Annotated in this window: 17 protein-coding genes; 11 read left to right on the forward strand and 6 right to left on the reverse strand. The window is 49.6% G+C overall.

Going from position 1 to position 18,879, the window contains the following annotated elements; translation table 11 throughout:
* The first annotated feature begins 52 nt into the window (after positions 1-52).
* The 6 genes from ACTL32_RS01790 (at position 53) to ACTL32_RS01815 (ending at position 5,458) form a co-directional block, all read left to right on the forward strand.
* On the forward strand, positions 53-1,231 hold the full coding sequence (locus tag ACTL32_RS01790; protein WP_441339872.1) for a glycosyltransferase family 4 protein: 1,179 nt from the start codon (positions 53-55) through the stop codon (positions 1,229-1,231).
* Positions 1,232-1,267: 36 nt separating this feature from the next.
* Positions 1,268-2,329: a hypothetical protein gene (locus ACTL32_RS01795; protein WP_441339873.1), complete on the forward strand. Its 1,062-nt coding sequence runs from the start codon at positions 1,268-1,270 to the stop codon at positions 2,327-2,329.
* Between the two features lie 33 nt (positions 2,330-2,362).
* Positions 2,363-3,538: a glycosyltransferase family 4 protein gene (locus ACTL32_RS01800; RefSeq protein WP_441339874.1), complete on the forward strand. Its 1,176-nt coding sequence runs from the start codon at positions 2,363-2,365 to the stop codon at positions 3,536-3,538.
* Positions 3,539-3,606: 68 nt separating this feature from the next.
* Positions 3,607-3,873 (forward strand): YciI family protein, encoded by a 267-nt coding sequence (locus ACTL32_RS01805; protein ID WP_441339875.1) that lies wholly within the window; start codon positions 3,607-3,609, stop codon positions 3,871-3,873.
* A gap of 169 nt (positions 3,874-4,042) precedes the next feature.
* Positions 4,043-4,750: a GDSL-type esterase/lipase family protein gene (locus ACTL32_RS01810; protein ID WP_441339876.1), complete on the forward strand. Its 708-nt coding sequence runs from the start codon at positions 4,043-4,045 to the stop codon at positions 4,748-4,750.
* Positions 4,751-4,909: 159 nt separating this feature from the next.
* Positions 4,910-5,458: an HD domain-containing protein gene (locus tag ACTL32_RS01815; RefSeq protein ID WP_441339877.1), complete on the forward strand. Its 549-nt coding sequence runs from the start codon at positions 4,910-4,912 to the stop codon at positions 5,456-5,458.
* Between the two features lie 25 nt (positions 5,459-5,483).
* Here ACTL32_RS01815 and ACTL32_RS01820 read toward each other — a convergent pair whose 3' ends face one another.
* A complete protein-coding gene (locus tag ACTL32_RS01820; RefSeq protein WP_441339878.1) occupies positions 5,484-5,702 on the reverse strand; it encodes a hypothetical protein in 219 nt (72 codons plus the stop codon).
* Between the two features lie 318 nt (positions 5,703-6,020).
* A complete protein-coding gene (locus tag ACTL32_RS01825) occupies positions 6,021-7,037 on the reverse strand; it encodes a LysM peptidoglycan-binding domain-containing protein (protein WP_441339879.1) in 1,017 nt (338 codons plus the stop codon).
* Between the two features lie 264 nt (positions 7,038-7,301).
* Here ACTL32_RS01825 and ACTL32_RS01830 point away from each other — a divergent pair, with 264 nt between their 5' ends.
* Together ACTL32_RS01830 and ACTL32_RS01835 are read left to right on the forward strand one after the other, a co-directional pair.
* Entirely contained in the window at positions 7,302-8,663 is a 1,362-nt protein-coding gene (locus tag ACTL32_RS01830; protein ID WP_441339880.1) for an APC family permease, read from the forward strand.
* Positions 8,664-8,873: 210 nt separating this feature from the next.
* Positions 8,874-9,752: a DUF1028 domain-containing protein gene (locus tag ACTL32_RS01835; RefSeq protein ID WP_441339881.1), complete on the forward strand. Its 879-nt coding sequence runs from the start codon at positions 8,874-8,876 to the stop codon at positions 9,750-9,752.
* Positions 9,753-9,938: 186 nt separating this feature from the next.
* On the opposite strand, the gene ACTL32_RS01840 is transcribed toward ACTL32_RS01835, so the two are convergent.
* Both ACTL32_RS01840 and ACTL32_RS01845 read right to left on the reverse strand, forming a co-directional pair.
* Positions 9,939-13,082, reverse strand: coding sequence for an efflux RND transporter permease subunit (locus tag ACTL32_RS01840; RefSeq protein WP_441339882.1), 3,144 nt, complete (start codon positions 13,080-13,082; stop codon positions 9,939-9,941).
* A 12-nt stretch (positions 13,083-13,094) separates the two neighbouring features.
* The gene (locus ACTL32_RS01845) at positions 13,095-13,913 is read right to left on the reverse strand and encodes a TetR/AcrR family transcriptional regulator (protein ID WP_441339883.1); all 819 of its coding nucleotides are present in this window, start codon (positions 13,911-13,913) and stop codon (positions 13,095-13,097) included.
* Positions 13,914-14,201: 288 nt separating this feature from the next.
* Between ACTL32_RS01845 and ACTL32_RS01850 the strand changes: the two genes are divergently transcribed.
* Complete coding sequence (locus tag ACTL32_RS01850; RefSeq protein WP_441339884.1) at positions 14,202-14,744, forward strand: GyrI-like domain-containing protein; 543 nt, start codon at positions 14,202-14,204, stop codon at positions 14,742-14,744.
* 96 nt (positions 14,745-14,840) lie between these two features.
* On the opposite strand, the gene ACTL32_RS01855 is transcribed toward ACTL32_RS01850, so the two are convergent.
* Positions 14,841-15,311, reverse strand: coding sequence for a competence protein ComK (locus tag ACTL32_RS01855; protein WP_441339885.1), 471 nt, complete (start codon positions 15,309-15,311; stop codon positions 14,841-14,843).
* Between the two features lie 241 nt (positions 15,312-15,552).
* Between ACTL32_RS01855 and ACTL32_RS01860 the strand changes: the two genes are divergently transcribed.
* Positions 15,553-16,038, forward strand: a complete 486-nt coding sequence (locus ACTL32_RS01860; protein ID WP_441339886.1) for a sigma-70 family RNA polymerase sigma factor — start codon at positions 15,553-15,555, stop codon at positions 16,036-16,038.
* A gap of 112 nt (positions 16,039-16,150) precedes the next feature.
* Positions 16,151-17,389 carry an ATP-binding protein gene (locus ACTL32_RS01865; RefSeq protein ID WP_441339887.1) on the forward strand — a complete coding sequence of 413 codons (1,239 nt, stop codon included), beginning with the start codon at positions 16,151-16,153 and terminating at the stop codon, positions 17,387-17,389.
* A gap of 579 nt (positions 17,390-17,968) precedes the next feature.
* Here ACTL32_RS01865 and uvsE read toward each other — a convergent pair.
* Positions 17,969-18,865, reverse strand: coding sequence for a UV DNA damage repair endonuclease UvsE (uvsE, locus tag ACTL32_RS01870; RefSeq protein ID WP_441339888.1), 897 nt, complete (start codon positions 18,863-18,865; stop codon positions 17,969-17,971).
* Positions 18,866-18,879: the final 14 nt, after the last annotated feature.

Consider the following 18,879-nt stretch of genomic DNA (forward strand, 5'->3'; position numbering starts at 1 on the left):
AAGGACGATCCGAAACGCCTAAAGCTGAATAACATCAGAGGAGAGAAGCCATATGGGGACAAAAGTGATTTATGCAGTGACGATAGCAGAAAGCCTGGTATTTCTCAAAGGTCAATTGAAATACCTGGAGAGCCGGGGGTATGAAGCCGCAGCGGTTTGTTCAGACGGTCCGTATACCGATGAATTCGAGCAGCAGGAAGGGGCTAGGGTGATGCGGCTCGGGATGGAACGGGATATTTCGTTGAAAAAAGATCTGAAGTCACTGATCGAATGCATCCGGATGATTCGAAAGGAACGCCCCGATATCGTCAATGCAAGCACGCCGAAAGCGGGGCTGATCGTCACGCTCGCAGCGTATTTGTGCGGCGTACCAATTCGGATCTACACGATGAGAGGGCTCCGGATGGAGACGACAACCGGAATCAAACGCCGGATTTTATTGACAGCAGAGAAGATTGCGGCAGGCGCAGCGACCCATTGCCTGGCTATCTCGGAAAGCCTTAAGGATCAAGTCGTTGATTTCAGGATTGCAAGTTCTGAAAAAGTATCTGTATTAGGGCAAGGGAGCGGGGACGGCTTTGATGTGTCGAGATTCCGTGAAAGCAGCGAACTGCTGGAGAAAATGGAAGAGCTTAAGGGCAAGTACGGCATTTCAAAAGACAGTTTCGTGCTCGGATTCACAGGCAGGCTGACCAAGGACAAAGGCGTTGTGGAACTGGTGCAGTCTTTCAATAAGCTGAAAGCTTCCTATGGGAACCTGAAGCTTTTGATCGTAGGCGAGTACGATCAGACCGACCCGGTGCCAGAAGAAGCACGCAAAGAGATCGAAGCGAATCCGGATATCATCCATGCCGGATTTCAAAGAGATCCCATCCCTTATTTTCATTTGATGGATGTATTTGTTTTTTTGACCAAGCGTGAAGGGTTCGGCAATGTTTCGATTGAGGCGGCACTGAGTGGCGTGCCGGTCGTGGTTTCCGGGGTTACAGGCGCAAAGGACACCATTGTGGACGGGAAGAGCGGCTTTTTGGTCGATCCAGAAAACGAAAAAGACCTGCTGGAAAAGCTGGAACTTCTGATCCTGGCACCTGAACTGCGCGGACGGATGGGGGAATTCGGCCGCAGATGGGCAGAAGAGAATTTCAGCAATGAAACGATTTGGCGAGAGCTCGACGATTATTACCATAGCTGCATTGCAGAAAATATGCGGCCGGCCAGACAAGGGTTTTAAGGGGAATCATACATGCGGAACCGAGGAGGAGTTTAGGTGGATCATTATTATATAGCGGCAAAAGGGATTTTAGCGATCAGAACGAATGTGAAAGATTTCAAGTGGTCATTTGGGCATAACATGCCGGAAGCCAACAAGGAAGAATACGAGGCCTGTGAAGTGAAGCTCCATTTGGTCGTCGAGGATTTCAATGAGGACCAGGAATTGGCGGGGCTCGGCAAGTACCATTATTTCAACGGAAATCCGAATGCCGAAAAAATCTATTACACCCGCGATTTCGCGATGCGCAAGAAACTGCGCATCAAAGCGGAGAATCTGTTGTCTGAAGAACCGAAAATCACATTCAATAAAAACTACTATAAATTCATCACACACCGCATCATGAATTTGCATTCGGTCGGCTATATCTTGACAGACTTGGCGACGCTGCTCCTTTTGAAGAAAGGATACGCTCCGATCCACTGCTCGGCATTCAAGAAAGACGGCTCATCCGTTGCGGTATTCGCACCGCCAAGCACCGGAAAAACATTAAGCAGCATGATGGCCTGCATGGATCATGGCGCCCAATTCATTGCGGAGGACCTCGCAATCACAAACGGCCAAGAGATCTTCTCAGTGCCGTGGACCAGTACATTCCGCTTCTATTCGAATATGGAGCAGAGCACCGCATCCAAATTGAAAAACCGGGCGACGAAAATCATTCCGCCGCTTGAATATATTTCATTCTCGAAAGCCAAGCCCGTCACCGATTATGTGGCTGCTTCTTCCATCCTCGATGCGGAAACAGTAACGCATGTCGCAATCCTCGAAAGGGGAGCGGACGAAGTGGCTGTTGAACCGGCTGAAGAGGCGGTCCGAAAAATGCTGAATTTGAACCGCAACGCATTCCACTACCTGAAGTCGCCTTTCCTGACGGCTTATGAATTTTTCAATCCGGGATTGGATATTGAAGAAGCGGCGAAAAACGAGAAAGCGATACTGGAAAGTCTGGTCCGAAACAGCAGCAAAGTGTTCAGCGTCAAAAACGTGAACCCGACCGATTATGCACATGTGCTGATCGAAGAGATCAAACAGGAAACATTTGTGGAAGCGAATTGAAAAAAGCTGATACAAGAGAGGGATGAGGGGGACATGGCAGCGAAAATCCTGCAGGCGGTAACGATTGCCCAAAGCTTGAAGTTGATGAAAGGCCAGCTGGCCTATTTGGAAAGCCAGGGCTATTCGGCCAAAGCGTTGAGCTCCAGTGGAAAGTTTATTGAAGAGTACGAGGCGACCGAAGGTGTAAAAGTCCTGACAGTGGAAATGGAGCGGGAAATCTCCCTGCTGCAGGACCTGAAATCGCTTTTGGCTTGCATCAGACTTATCCATCAGGAACGGCCTGACATTGTCAGTGCGGGTACTCCGAAAGCCGGGTTGATTGTGACGCTTGCGGCCTTCCTGTGCGGTGTGCCGGTCAGAGTTTATAATGTGCTGGGCTTGCGCCTAGAAACAACAAGCGGCCTGAAACGGCGCATCCTGCTGCTGGCAGAGAAGATTGCCGCCTTGTCTGCAACCCATGTAGTTGCGGTGTCCCCAAGCCTTAAATTGCAGCTTGTCGCTCTAGGGATCGCAAACGAAGAGAAAATTTCCATATTCGGCCAGGGCAGCTATAACGGTTTCGACCTGGAAAGCTTTAAGCAAAATGAAAAGCTGTCTGTTAAAATCAGCAGCTTGAAAAAAAGGTATGGGCTGAAGGAAAGCAACACGGTCATCGGCTTTGCCGGCAGAATGACAAAAGACAAAGGCATTGAAGAAATGGTGGATGCATTCCTTTTGCTGCACGAAAAAGACTCGGGCCTCCGCCTGCTCCTCATGGGTGACTTCGAGGATGGCGATCCGGTGAATGAGGCGACCCGAAAAGAAATTGAGGAAAACGATGCCATCATTTTTGCGGGCTATCAGCATGACCCGGTCGCCCATTATTTCCTGATGGACGTCTTCCTGTTCCTGACAAAGCGCGAAGGGTTCGGCAATGTCTCGCTTGAAGCGGCGCTTGCCGGCGTCCCGGTCGTTGCAGCTGACGTGACAGGGGCAAAGGATACGGTCATTGATGGAAAGACCGGCTATCTGGTGGATCCGAATAATCCGGCGGATGTCCTGGAAAAGGTGGAGCGTCTGTTGAATGATCCGGCACTCAGAAAGCGGCTCGGCGAAAATGGCAAGGCGTGGGGAGCAGCAAATTTCAGCAACCAAGATATCTGGCGCGAAATGGATCATTTTTACCGGCAGCAGCTTGCTGCATCGTCTGATGCTTTGGAACAGGCATGAGCATCGCCGTGAAGAATCGCTTCCTTGATCGACGCCTTTTGGTGTAAATTAGAAGGGGGTGATTGAATATGAAATATTTTGCGGTGCTGCTGCCTATGAAGGACAGCGGGAAAAGCACGGAGTTCCGTCCGCAGCATTTGGCGTTTCTTGAAGAGATGCGCCGTGCAGGACATGTACGGGTGAACGGGAAATTCACAGATGGATCCGGCGGCCTTGTCATTTACCAGGCCCCTTCCTACGCGGACTGCGAGGGATTGGTCAAGCTCGATCCATACATACAGCAAGGGGCGCGGGATTACGAAATCAAAGAATGGGAAGCGGTCTGGGCCGACTGATCAGCCACGTTTCTATTCTCCAGCCAGGCAAATGCCTGGCTTTTTTATGTTTCAAGAGCCATCCATCCAATCAGGATGAAAAATAATATGTTTAAATCACTTCCCTGAAGGAAATATTGTTAATTATGCATCATGCATTAACAACTAGAGAAGCGGGAAGTGGATAAGCTTGAAAACGAAAAAAATTATATTAACGGTCTCAATTGCCTTGAACATCATTTTGATCGGAGCGGCCCTCTGGATCATCAATGCACATGGCGGCATGGGATTTGTCAGCGAGCAGCTGAAAGCGATGGGTTCGGACAAAGGCTACCCTGAATATTACGTTCAGAAAAAATCGATTTTTGAAGCACTGGATACACAAGATGCGGATAAGATTTTCCTGGGCGACAGCATCACCGACCATGGGGAGTTCCCGGAATACTTTCCGGATGAAAAAGTGCTGAACCGCGGGATTGCGGAAGACACTTCAAAAGGGGTCTTGAACCGCATCGATGAAGTGGCGGGGCGGAAGCCGAAAGAAGTATACGTCATGATCGGCGTCAACGATATCGCGGCAGGAACAAGCATGGAGACATATAAGAAGAATATGGAGCGGATCATCCAGTCGTTTAATCCGAAAGAAACCCGTGTAGTGGTCCAGTCGATCCTGCCAGTCAACACCGAAAGCTTCAATAACGAAATCTCAAATGAAAAGATCCACCAGTTCAATGAAACACTCGAACAACTTGCCGCGGACAATGAAGCGGAATACGCGGATCTTCATCCGTATTTCGAAGATGGTAATGGCCAGCTGATAAAAGCCATCACCATCGACGGAATCCATTTAAAAGGGAAAGGCTATGACATGTGGGTGGAGCAGTTGGAAAACAGATGATCCACTAAAAGGCTGTGCAGCAATTAGGATTGCTGCACAGCCTTTTTGCTATTTCGTTTATTCGAAAGAAACAATCGGATTCTTCTAATCTTTTAAAAGACGTGAAAATCCTCTCTGCCCGCAATCCGCGCTATACTGGAAAAAGAGAGAGGTGTTTGCATGGACAGATCGATTGATGAAGCGATTCAATTTGCAGCAGTCAAGCACAGGGGGCAAGTAAGGAAAGCGACGGATATTCCGTACATCAGCCATCCGTTTGCTGTCGCAATGATGCTGCAGGAAGCGGGGCATCCGAAAGAAGTCATCATGGCCGGAGTGCTGCACGATGCACTGGAAGACACATCCGCAACCGAAGAAGAAATCAGGGAGTTGTTCGGCGAGGAAGTGCTGGCACTTGTGATTTCGGCATCCGAGCCGGACAAATCGCTGCCGTGGGAAGACCGGAAGCGCCATACCTTATCCGAACTTGCATTCCGCTCGGACCAAGAACTGGCAGTCATCATCGCGGACAAATTGCATAACCTGCGGTCGATCCGATTGGATGTTGAAGCGCATGGCGAAGGGGTGTGGGCCAGATTCAACCGCGGCAAAGACCAGCAGTCCTGGTACTACAACGGAATTATCAATGCCGTGGCAAATCGGAGAGCGCAGCTTCCCCTCATCGAAGAGCTGGAAAATGAAGTCGTTGCAGTTTTTTCGGGCAAATAAAAAAACGCCTGGAGGTCCAGGCGTCCTACAAAAAGAAAATCAGATACACACCGACAAGAATGACAGCCGCTGCATAGAAGGCGAATGATCTTTTCGTCTTTTGGTGGTAATCATATTTGCTGAGGCGCTCTGCACCTTTTTTCTTCGTTGCCTTGTTCGCATTGATATGGTTCGACAAGCCAAGCAGAAGGAAAATGGCAGCCAGCGCCAAAAGGGCAACTTCAATAATCAAATTCATATCCAATTGATCTCAACTCCAGATATCATTTCGTTTCTTCTTTTCATTATAGTATTTTTTAATAGTATTGACTACCTGAAAAAGGAGCTGTCCAAAAAGGCTGCTGTCCATTGCGGCGAACGCTTTCCGCGGGCTTGCGCCGAACTAACTCGGACTCGCGTCCGAGTGGATTTCGGCACTTCGTCGCTACGCTGCCCCGCTGGAGTCGCCGCCTCCATTCCCATCAGCCTTTATAGAATAAAGAAAATGCCAGAGAAGAAAAGCAGTGCTTTTCTCCTCTGGCATTTTTCGTTTTGGGTTTTTTAGACAGCCCCTTTTTGACGTTCATTTCGGAATTACCAGCACCTGCCCGACATAGATGATGTACGGGCTCGGGATTTTATTGGCGGCTGCAATTTTAGCGACTGTCGTATTGTATGTCCGGGCGATGCTGTAAAGCGTATCGCCGGATTTCACGGTGTATTTAAAGACGGCTGCTGGCGGAGCTGGCGCTTTCGGGATGATCAGCACCTGTCCGACTTTAATGAGATTGTAATTCGTAATGTTGTTCGCTGCAGCCAGACTGGAAACGGAGATATTGTATTTCCGGGCAATACTGTAAAGCGTATCGCCGGCTTTGACGGTATAGGTGCTTCCGCCCGATTGCTGCAATTTCAACAACTGGGAAACTGTGACGAACGAATAGCCTTTTGCTTTCAGTTTAGAAATCATGCCGGGCAATGCGCCCGGGGTTCCGGAAGCGCCTGCGCCGGTGTGCATCAGGACGATTGAACCGGGTACGATGTTGTTGACCACTTTATCCGTGATCGCTTTTGAAGAAACGCCTTTCCAGTCGACTGTATCGATATTCCACTGGATCGTGTGCGTGTAGCCCGCAGCGCCGACTCGGCTCAGCACAGTGGCGTTGACTGCCCCGAATGGAGCGCGGAACAGCGGTTTGGTCGATTTGCCGGTAAAGGCCTTGATGACCGCTTCCGTCTTATCGAGCTCCGATTTCACTTGGGTGGCCGTCAGCTTAGTGAAGTCGGGATGCGAAAATGAATGGTTGCCGATCTGGTGGCCGTGCCCGACGATATAGCGGATGGAATTCGGATGGTTGCGCGCGCCGGAGCCGGTCAAGAAGAATGTCGCTTTGACATTATTCGCGGCAAGCGTCCGGAGGATCGTGTTGATATTCGTGCCGTCTGAACCGTCATCAAAAGTCAATGCAACCACTTTGCTGGTGGTCGGAACTTTGGTGACGAACGTAGAAGCGGCGGCTTCCGCCTTGAACGAAAATGACAGCAATGTGAATAAAACCAGTGACAGTGCTGCGATGACCTTGAAGATTTTGCTCCCCATATTGATTTCCCCCTCTTATATCCCGTTGGAAAGCCGGGTATGTATATGGATGAAGATTTACCTATGGATGTGTTTTTAAATTGAAAATTCAGACTTTTATAGCTCTATTATATCACCCTTTATTGTCGGAAGATAGCAGGATAGAAGGATAATGATAAATATTTGCGGTCTAAAACCTTGTTATTTCGAGTGTCGAAAAAGATTTACAAAACTTTTCCATAGATGTAGAATTAATTATTCTGACAATTGAAAGGGGATAGAAAAATGGAAGAGAATAATGGACAGCAGGTAGGTGAAACAGGTTATAAGCAGGAACTGAAGCGTGCGCTGACTTTTTGGGATCTCATGATTTACGGGCTGGTGTTCATGGTTCCGATTGCGCCTTTCGGCATCTATGGCATCATTGCACAAGGTTCGAACGGGATGGTGGCGCTCGCCTATCTGATCGGGATGGTCGCCATGATTTTCACGGCGCTCAGCTATGCCACCATGTCGGAAGCATTCCCGATTGCGGGTTCGGTCTATTCTTATGCGCAGCGGGGCATCAATGATGCTGCAGGTTTTATCGCAGGCTGGCTCATACTGTTGGATTATATTTTCGTTCCGGCACTTTTGTATCTGGTCAGTGCTGCGGCATTGAACGATATTGTGCCGGAAGTTCCGCTGGTGGTCTGGCTGCTCCTATTCATCAGCATCAATACGGTCATCAACGTCATCGGCATCGAATTCACCGCACGGGCGAATAAAATCATTATTGTATTGGAACTTATCGTATTGGCCATTTTTGTTTCCGTCGGGATATTCGCAATCATCCAAGGCGTCAACGGAGCGGAATTCACATTCAAGCCGCTTTACGATGCCGATAACTTCAGCCTCGGGCTGGTCATGGGTGCCGTGTCGATCGCGGTGCTCAGCTTCCTTGGGTTCGATGCCATCGCCACATTGGCGGAAGAGTCGAAAGGCGGCCGGAAAGCGGTCGGGAATGCCATCATCGTATCGCTCTTGGTGGTCGGTGTGCTCTTCATCATCCAAACATGGGTGGCGGCATTGATCTGGCCAGACTATACGACATTCGAAAATGCGGATGTCGCCTTTTACCAGATTGCTGAAATAGCCGGCGGCCCTTGGCTGAAGTGGCTGACAATCATCGCAACAGCAGTCGCATGGGGGATTGCCGATGCACTCGTGGCCCAAGCAGCCATCTCGCGCATCCTCTACAGCATGGCGCGCGACCGGAAATTGCCGAAGATGCTGTCCAAAGTCCATCCGAAATTCAAGACGCCTTGGGTCAGTACAATCTTAGTGGCATTCATTTCATTGGCTGTGACAGTGTTTTTCGCGAACCGCATCGGGGAACTGGCTTCCGTCATCAATTTCGGCGCGTTGTCAGCATTCCTGTTCCTCCACATTTCAGTAATTGTTTATTTTATCAAGAAAAAGAAAAGCAAGAATTACTTTAAGCATTTGGTCCTGCCGCTCATCGGCTTTGTCATCATCGCCTATGTCTGGTGGAACCTCGATGCGTTATCGAAACAGCTCGGGTTTGCCTGGCTGGCCATCGGCATCATTTATCTGCTTTTCCTGAAGCTCACGAAACGGGATACGAAACTGAATTTAGAGGAATGAAAAATGCCGCTCCGAAAGAGCGGCTTTTTAATGGCTGCCATTTCCGTTCAGGGATAGAAATGTGTTTGGTCCATTAAATAGGAAACATTATATTTAGCTTCTTATCTAAAATATTTTGTGCTATTCTTTTCGGTAATCGGCACTTTCAAAAGACAGTGGGGTTGGAAGAGGGCTGATCGGCAAACAATTCATACATAGGGGGAATTTAGCATGATACGAAATAAGATAAACAAAGACCAATTGGTAGCGACGTTTTCGATTGTCGGGGCCGACCCGAGAACCGGTGAAGTGGGGGTGGCCGTGCAGTCGAAATTCCTGGCAGTCGGCGCTGTCGTCCCATGGGCGAAAGCGAATGTCGGCGCAGTGGCGACCCAGTCATGGGCGAACACTTCATACGGGCCAAGAGGACTCCAATTGCTCGAGCAGGGCATGTCGCCGGAAGAAGTCATTGCGGCGCTCGTACTGGACGATGAAGGAAAGGACTTGCGCCAAGTGGCAGTCATCAATGCGGACGGGGAAGCTAGCGCCTTCACAGGCTCCGAATGCTACGACTGGGCGGGCCATAAAGTAGGACGTAACCATTCGGCCCAGGGCAATATCCTGGTCAGCGAAGACACGGTGACAGCGATGAGCGAAACTTTTGAACGCGCAGAAGGCACATTGGCGGAACGCCTGATCGAAGCTCTGGCTGCTGCGCAGCAAGCTGGGGGCGATAGCCGCGGCAAGCAATCGGCGGCGGTCTATGTCCTGCAGGAAGGGGCAGGCTACGGCGGCTATAACGATGTCAAAGTCGACCTCCGCGTCGATGATCATCCGGAACCAATCGATGAATTGCAGCGCCTGTACAAGCTGCACGAATTGTTTGGCACGCCTGCTGAAGTCTTCCTCGATCTGGAAGGGGACATTTTCGAAGATGTGAAGAGGCAGCTCGTGAAACTCGGATTCCTTGATACCGCCGATTACCCTTCTTATGACGGGACTGTAAAAGAAGCGCTAAAGACATTCGCCTTGCGCGAGAATTTTGACGACCGTTGGACCGAGGAAAATCAAATTGACGAGAAAGTTTTTGCATTTTTGCAAGAGAAATAAGAACAGCCCGCTGGAATGATTTCAGCGGGCTGTTGTTTGTTGGAATCGTATTTTTCGTGTTGCTGTGCATATTTTAACCTTTGCTGAGCGTATTTTAACCAAAGCCGAGCGTATTTTAACTTTTGCTGTGCATATTATATAAAAACAGAACCGCCCCGGCCATAATGGCAGGGGCGGTTCTCTGCATTAATTCGTTTCTTTATTGCGGAATTTCGCTACCACTTCATAGACGATCGGCACAATGACCAACGTCAATAGAGTCGAACTTGTCAGTCCGCCGATTACCGTGATGCCGAGGCCTTTGGAGATCAAGCCGCCGCCTTCTGCTCCGATAGCGAGCGGAATGAGCGCGCCGATTGTCGCGAGGGCCGTCATCAGGATCGGGCGAAGGCGCGTCGAGCCTGCTTCAAGCAAGGCTTCCCGCGTTGTGAATCCTTCTTTTTCTTTGTGGATGACGCGGTCGACAAGGACGATCGCGTTCGTCACCACAATCCCGATCAGCATCAAGACGCCGATCAAGGCGTTGACGCTCAGAGCTTCTCCGGAAATCCACAGCGCAACCAATACACCGATTACCGTGAATGGAAGAGAGAAGAGGATTGCAAATGGCGCCAAGGCTCCGCCGAATGTAACCACCAGTACGAAGTAGACGATGGCAATTGCAGCCAGCATTGCCAAGCCGAGCTGCGTGAACGATTCGTTGATTTGTTCAGTGACGCCGCCTTGGTCGGTCGTGACGCCGCTCGGCAACTCCAAATCGTTTATTTCTTCATCGATTTCTGCAGAAATTTCACTGGCATTATTGCCGATAACTTCTGCGGAAAGAGAAGCATACATCTGGCTGTCGCGGCGGTTGATGGTATCAGGCGATTTGCCTTCTTCGACTTCCATGACATCACCGATAGCAACCGTTGTGCCGAGTGCTGTCGGAATTTGGACATCTGTCACGTCCTGAATGCCCTCATATTCGGTTTCCGGCACTTCCACGTAAACATTGACGTCTTTGCCTTCATGCCGGACTGTCGTAAGGACCGGAGCTTCACCTGTACCGCGGATGGCCATGCCGACTTGAGCTGCCGTCAAGCCATTCTGGCTGAGGGCGTCCTGGTTAGCCACAAGCGTAAATTGGTCGTACGCTTCTGTCAGGCTGGATTCCACTCCTTCCAAGCCGTTATTGTCTTCCATGATCGGCTGGATTTCACTGATTGCCGTCTGGATGTCTTCAATGCTGTCACCGTATACGAAGAGTTCAAGACCGCTTCCGCCGACTGCTGCGAAATCCATCGTTTTCCATTCGCCGGTTCCGGTTTGGCCGTTCAATTCTTCGATCAATTTGGTGCCTTCATCGCTGAAATCCTCGAATTCATCATCGTATTCAATGAAGAACAGTGCAGAATTATTGCCTCCGCCGGACATAGCGGCCATCGGATTGCTGCCGCCGAGCGAATACTGGTACGTCGTGACGCCTTCGCGTGCGTCAATCAAACCTTCAGCGTCCAGAGCGATTTGTTCCACATCTTCTCTCGTTTGGCCAGGTTCCGGCGAATAAGTTGCCATAACCATTTTCTGTTCTTCTTCCGGAAGGAAGCTGACGCCGATGACCGGCACCAGGAACAAACTCGCAACAAGAAGGACTGTAGCTGCGCCAAACGTAATGATCTTATGGTTCAACGACCATTCCAGGACGCGCTTATAGAATCCGGCCAGTTTGCCCGGCTTTTCTTCTGCATGAGTGTTATTGTTCTGCAGGCCGCGCAATTGTTTGCCGTACATCGAATGCGCAAGCATCGGCACGATGGTGATTGCCACTAATAGCGATGCCGATAGGGCAAAGACGACTGCCAATGCGAACGGCAGGAACAATTCGCCGATCTGTCCGCTTACCAGGGCAAGCGGCAGGAATACGGCAATCGTCACCACAGTGGATGAAAAAATCGGGATGAACATTTCACGCGTCGCTTCGCGGATCAGTGCTTTACCGCGCAAAGGTTCGCCTGGGAGCGACATGCGGCGGTATATGTTTTCAATGACCACTATGGAGTCATCGATGACGCGGCCGATTGCCACGGTCAATGCCCCGAGTGTCATGATGTTCAAAGTGATGTCGAGCTGGTTCAATAGGAAAATTGCCATCAGCAGCGACAACGGGATTGAGATGATCGAGATGATCGTCGTCTTGAAGCTGCGAAGGAACAAGAGGATGATCACCACTGCAAACAGGATGCCGAACAATGCTTTGCTGAGCATCGTTTCAACCGACTGCTCGATCGGTTCGCCTTGGTCGAACGTTGTCGTGATCGTCAAATCGTATTCTTTTTCCAAATCGGCCGCAATGTCTTTGACGGCATTGACGACTTCGACTGTATTGGCGTCAGGCGATTTGACAATCTGGATGCCGATCGATTCTTCGCCATTCGTGCGCGAGATCGATTCGGCTTCGCTGACCACTTCGATTTCCGCCAGTTCGCCCAAAGCGACAGTCGGAAGTTGGGCAGCAGCAGCGGCTGGCATTTCGCCAGGTACCGCACCCGGTGCTGTTTGGCCCGGTGCGGGTGCGCCAGGCGCATTGCCCGGATTAGCCGCTTGCGGCACTGCCGGGATCTGAAGGGCTTTCAAATCGTCGATTGCCGCCATATTGCCGTCGATGACGAGGTTTTTCAGCTCGCCGTCAAATTCAGTGAGGCCAAGCGGAAACGTAAGGTTGGAAGCTTGAATCAGCCCTTGGACCGTTTCCTGGGTCAAGCCGTATTGCGCCATTTTTTCTTCATTGAACGCCATGGTGACTTTCTGCAGCCGTTGTCCGGAGATCTGGGCATCGGCCAATCCGGCTACCCCTTCAATTTCCGGCAGGACCGTTTCTTCGACAATCGCGGTCAGTTCTTCCAATGACTGGCCGGAGTCGCTGACGCTCAGTGTCAGGACAGGGAATGCATCAATGCTGATGCGCGACACTTGCGGCTCGCTGGCCTGCTCAGGGAATGAAACCTCGGACATCGCCGATTCAACTTCCCGGACGGCTTCGTCCATATCCGTATCGAAATCAAATTGCACTTGGATCGATGAAGCATTTGCCAACGAAGACGAAGTCAGCAATTCCACACCGTTCAAATTCTGGATACGCTGTTCAATCGGCACCGTCAATTCATTCATGACTTCATCAGGAGCGGCCCCTGGATAAGGTGTAATAATCGTAAGCGCAGGGACGGTGATGTTCGGGATCGATTCCTGCTTCATCGTAAGTCCTGCGAACAAGCCTGCCACGACGATCATGATCGTCAATATCCATAAAGCAAACTTATTATTCAGGGAAAAATCAATAATCTTCTTCATGCCACTTCTCCTTTAGATGTGCTTCTTTAATAGTGATAACTCTTTTGCGATTTTCGGCTCTTGCGCCAAATAAGCGAGGAGTGCTTCAACCAAAAATTCCTGCCGGTCCGTTTTTTTGGCTTCTTCTTTCAACAGACGGAGGCTGTCGAGCAGCTTTTTCCTTCCGCCGAGGTCCCGGTGGATTTTATCTTCAAGCGCTTTGAAAGGATCTGTGGGTAGAGACGGGATTTCGTTCCGTCCTTTTAATACCGGTTCCAGTCCGGAGAGCCCGCCGACAATCGCATCGATGCTGCCGGAGATGAAGTTGGCGAGCCTATGGACATCGACACTCCGGTTTTCAAAAATCAGTATGAAAAAGTACTCGCGCTTGATGCCTTCAAGGACAGCCACAAGATCAGCCAAGAAAGGCTTGATTTCGTCACCATATACATCAAGCAGGCTGTTTTCCGTCAATGCCAGCTGGGCTGCGCGCAATTCCTCAAACAAAGGCATCATCCGGCTGGCTTCGTCTTTCGGGAAATCCTTGAAAACCATCAAAAAAAACTCCTTGTTGTCGAGCGTCTGTTTGATTTCGAGCTGAAGTTTCCCTTTGAATGCCTCTTTGCGGTCGGCCGTGCCTTCGAAGCTTGAAGCGGCAAGCTCGGCGGTCAATTCATCCTGATGCCGTTTCAGCAATTCGATAAACAGGCTGTCTTTCGATTCGTAATGCTTGTAGAACGCGCCTTTCGATATCCCGGCCGCTTGGGCAATTTCCTGGACCGAGGTTTGGGCAAAGCCTTTTAAAGAAAATAAATGCATCGCCACATCCATCAATTCCTGCTTTTTATCCATCTAATCCCTCCTGGAACCTGCTGGTCATAAAAATGACCGCTTGGTCATTCCTTAACAATAAGGATCTTGAACGGTCAAGTCAATTTCGCAATCCCGAAATTTTATGTACATTTAATGGCAGTGCAAAAATGGCGCAGCAAGGAGATAAGCAGGAATTTTGCCAGAAAAACCGAATAGTTATTACTGTATGGGCTGAAGCGGACGGAGCTATATGGAGAAAGCGAAGGTCGAAACGGTGCAAACAAACCGGTTTCCGGATGTCAGCTTATATAGAAGGAGTTTTCAGCAGTGGAGAAAGGACAGGTGGATATGGCGCATAAATTCAGCAAAGGACCGGGTGTTGAAGTGAAAGCGGAACAACCCTATGTGGCAATTCCGATTCAGACTACACTCAGGGAATGGGGAATGACAGCCGCGATGGTGCCGGAAGTTCTGGATTGGATTTCTAAAAAAGGAGTGAAGGCCGTAGGGGCGCCGTTTTACAGATACTGGTGCCTGGGCGGCCAGGATGGCGAATATGCATTGGAAGTGGGAGTGCCGGTCGAACACATGGTAACCGGCGATGATCGGGTAGTCGCAAGTTCTATACCAGGCGGATCTTATGCAGTCGCTGTGCACCGGGGAGATCCCGACATGCTCGCCGGTTCTTTGGATGCGCTCGAGAAATGGGCAATCGCGGAAGGGCTTCAATTTGATAAGCGCTGGGAAGAAGAAGAGGAAATTTGGAATGGACGCTTTGAATTTTATATGACGGACCCTGAAACTGAACCCGATCCCGCAAAATGGGAAATCGAGCTGGCATTCTTATTGATGAGGGATGAAGCAGCATAAAAGGAAAGACACCTCGCTCTGGATTGGATGGCCGTCCAATACACAGGGAGGTGTCTTTTGCATTCCATGAAAGAAGATTCAACTTCCAATACCGTATTATGTATTGTGTCTATCACGGACTTTCATATAGTAGTAAAGCATTTCGTACATGCGGGTCCGCTGTTTTTCCAATGTATGGATGGAAACGTCCAGATCCAGGGTGATGCCGTATTTCTCATAGATGATGCGGGTCTTGCCGGGTGAAACCTTTTCGGTCCGATAATCGTGATTGAAAATCCAGATGCATTCCGGGTGGGAAGGTGACTTGGTCGGAAAGGCGGCCACTCCGTCATTTGAAATGAGGATCGGCGTTTTTTTATGCTGTTTGAGATTGTGCCTGTTCGCCTTGACACGGCCTTCGTAAGTTGACGCATACAGCATGCAGGTCCGATCAATCAGCTGCATCGCCGAAAGTGGCGAATACATCACTCCATGCTTTGTGACTATTTTGGTTCTCCGTTCTGTTTCAAAAAATGACATTAAATAAAGCGTGGACCGGTCGATAAAATGATACTCATACTTCCTCAACCCCTAAACTCCCCTTTCTGTATTCTAGAAAATTCTACCATTGCAACGGAAAGAAAATCAATACCGTTTTCAGAAAAAAGGATGTTTTTTGACAATTAACTAAATCAAACGTCGCGTATGTATGTAAGCTAAGTTAAAAATCCTTAGATAAAAAGACTCATTCTTCTTTTTGAAGCTTATACACCATTTGATTATGCTGTAGTCACCCGGGAATACCAAGGACGTCCGGAAGGACAAAACAATGAAAGATTTTGACCAAGCAGCAGAACAGTATTCGCCGATGATTTCAGCAATCATCCGCAAACTCCATATTTACCGCGATTACGATGCTTATCGCCAAATCGGAAAAATTGCCCTTTGGCACGCTTGCTGCCGCTACGAAGAAAGCAAAGGGGACTTTACCCCTTTTGCTTACCGGTCAATCCACGGAGCCATGCTTGACGAACTGAAACGGGAATCCCGCTTCACGAGCCGGTTTGCTGCTTCTGAAGACGTTTCGCTGGAAGAGATGGAAAGCGGTTCGATCGAAGACCGGCTTCCTGAATGGCTCGATGAAATCCGTTTGAAAAGAAACGAGCGGAAACTGCTCGATGAGCTTTTCGTCCAAGGCATCACTGTCAGTGATTTGGCGCCGGTCTACGGGCTGTCAGTTTCAGGAATGAAAAAGAGGAGGGAGCGTGTACTGAAAAAAGTGAGAAGCGGCATGCCGGCTGAATTTTTTAAGTAAGCTTTCGAAAAAACTTGGCGGATGGGATGGAATGTGCTGTAACAGAACGGTATAATGAATTTCGCAAGCAAAGGGACAGGAGGCGGACGCTATAGCCCAAATGATGACAGGGATGATCAATAATATATTTTTCATCATTTTTCCGATCCTTCTTTATCAGATGTTCGGAGCCCTCGGCAAACGCAATTTCTTTGTCAGCCACCGTGTAACGCTTACCATCCTTTTTTCAATATCGATCATTCTCTGCATGGTGTTTCCTTACCAGATTATGACAGACCAATACATTTTCGATCTGCGCCAAGTCCCAATGATCGTCGGTGCCCTTTATGGCGGTCCGCTTGTCAGTGCGATTCTTTTCCTGGTTTCTGCGGTCACTCGCATTGCGATTGGCGGCGACGGCATGTACATCGCCATCTTGAACCAATTTGTCGTAGCCCTTGGTGTGCCTTTTCTGCGCCCGCTTTATATGCGGATCAACCGCCTCGAAAAAGTAGGGCTTGTTTTCCTTGTTTCGATTTTGTCGCTGTCGTTTAACGCTGTAGCGGGCTATTTCCTGTTCGGAGATCCGTTCCATGACGTAGTGGGCATCTGGCTGATGTTGATGCTCAACCAAGGGGCGATCATTTCGCTGGCCGCGCTGCTGATCGAACATATCCTGCGGCAGGAATACCTGCTCAGTTCGCTGGTGAAGCACGAAAAACTGGAAACCGTCAGCAATTTTGCCGCTTCCGTTTCACACGAGTTGCGCAATCCAATCCAAAGCATCAAAGGGTTCGTACAATTGATGAAAGAGCATGAGTATTCCCGGGACAAGCAATTGGAGTTCTATGAAACCATGCTCAGCGAAATCAAAGCTGCCGATCAATTAATCGAAGATTATCTCGTTTTTGCAAAACCGGTTTTCGCCAAGCTTGAAACCGTGTCGGTGAAAATGGAAGTGGAGCATGTGGTGAAGGTGCTGAAGCCTTTTGCCAGCTGGCAGAACATCGAGATCCAATTGCTGAAAAATGGGGGAGATGCCCACATTCTAGCTGACCGGCAGAAGTTCCATCAGGCACTCATCAATATTATCCGAAACGGAATTGAAGCGATGCCCGGGGGCGGAACATTTAAAATCCAGATCAAGCAAAGCGCTTCGAAGGTGGCCATCATCCTAATGGATGAAGGAGTCGGCATGTCGAAAGAGGAAGTCCAGCGCCTCGGAGAGCCGTATTTCTCGACAAAAAGCAAAGGCACCGGGCTCGGCATGATGGTCGCTTACAGCATCGTACGCCAAATGAACGGTGAAATCAGCGTCCATTCCGAAAAAGGGAAGGGCACGGTATTCAACGTCGAATTTCCGCTCATTTGATGCACTGCCCAGCTGAATAAACAATAAAAGCGTGCCGGGAATTCCGGCACGCTTGAGCTAGTAGACAAAAGGATATTTATTTTTCATAATAAATGATCATACATTTAGAAGAGTTCCTACCCGATCCTCCACTTCAGGCGGACGCGTTCCGTGGGCTTGCGCCGAACTAACAAAGAACCTGTGCTCCTGCGCAAGCTCGTCGCAAATACTTGCCCTCGCAAGCTTCGGTCAAGCATTGACTGGCGTCCGAGTGGATTTCGGCACTTCGCTATCCCGCAGGGAAAACCGGTGCTCCTGTCTCTGCATCGCTGCGCTAGCTTCGAGACATGAAAGGGCGTTGCATCGCTTCGCTGCTTCGTCGCAAACAAGTCGGCCGAACTGCCTTCGGACAACTTGCTCGCCGCCTTCCGTTACGGATCCTGGAGCCAGCGGCTGGTACCTAACAGGTCAAAGCAGAATCGGTATTCTAACCTCATCTTTTAGATGCCAGCACGGTCGGGCTTATCCATCTCTATTCATTCAAATTAGACTTTGTCTACAGTCTGAAGTGTGCCAGGAATTTCGGCACGCTTTTTCCATTTATATTATTTCCGTATTGCTGTTCTGGCGCTCTTTCAACAGCCGGACAAACGGCAGGACGGACTGTTCTTTCATTTTGGCTTCGAACATGATATCGGCATCCGTGTCGCCTAACAGTACCAGCAGTTCATTGAAATCTTCCTCAGACACAATATCGTGGTGGCGCAGGTCGGTGAAGCCTTCCTTCCCGGTGCTGATATGGATTTTCGGGGTGCCGACCCCTTCCCAGGTGGCAAGGATTTCGGCAAAATCGACCGGCTTGCCGTCGTTATTGCAGTTGTGATGGTGGATGTCGAAGCAAACGGGTACGCCGCACATTTTGTTGACGTCTAAAACGTCGCGGATCGTGAAGGTCTTATCGTCATTTTCCAGGCGGAGCCGGCGTTTGATGCTATTGGATAATAGGGCGTAGTTTTCAGCGAATCGCTGCTTGGCTGTTTCTTTGTCGCCGTATGCGCCGCCGGTATGGACAATCAGGTCGTTGCCGCCCATGAGCGCGATAAGGCGGTCGTGGTATTCAAGATCCTCTACGGATTTCCGGACAACATCCGGTTTAGGGGAATTCAGCACCGTATACTGGCCGGGGTGCATGGAAACCCGCATCCTATGGGTCTCGACAAGCTCCCGGATAACTGATGTGATTTGAAGCACATCAGGATCCTCCCACCAGACCCAGTCATTGACAGGGTGAGTGGAAAGGGGAATGATTGTGCTTGAAGCCCGGTAAAAATAGATATCGTTTTCCAGATTCCACCGGAGGATGTCCAGCGTGGTCTGCAGGTTCACCAATGTCAATTCCTTTATTTTCGACGTGCCTTCAGCTTCGGCAGTCGCAAGGCGCACTGTCCGGAAGACGGTTTTCAATTCTGTATTCATACAGGCATAGCCTAATCTCATATTGATCAACTCCT

The organism is Planococcus sp. FY231025, from assembly GCF_052078085.1.
Taxonomy (GTDB): domain Bacteria; phylum Bacillota; class Bacilli; order Bacillales_A; family Planococcaceae; genus Planococcus.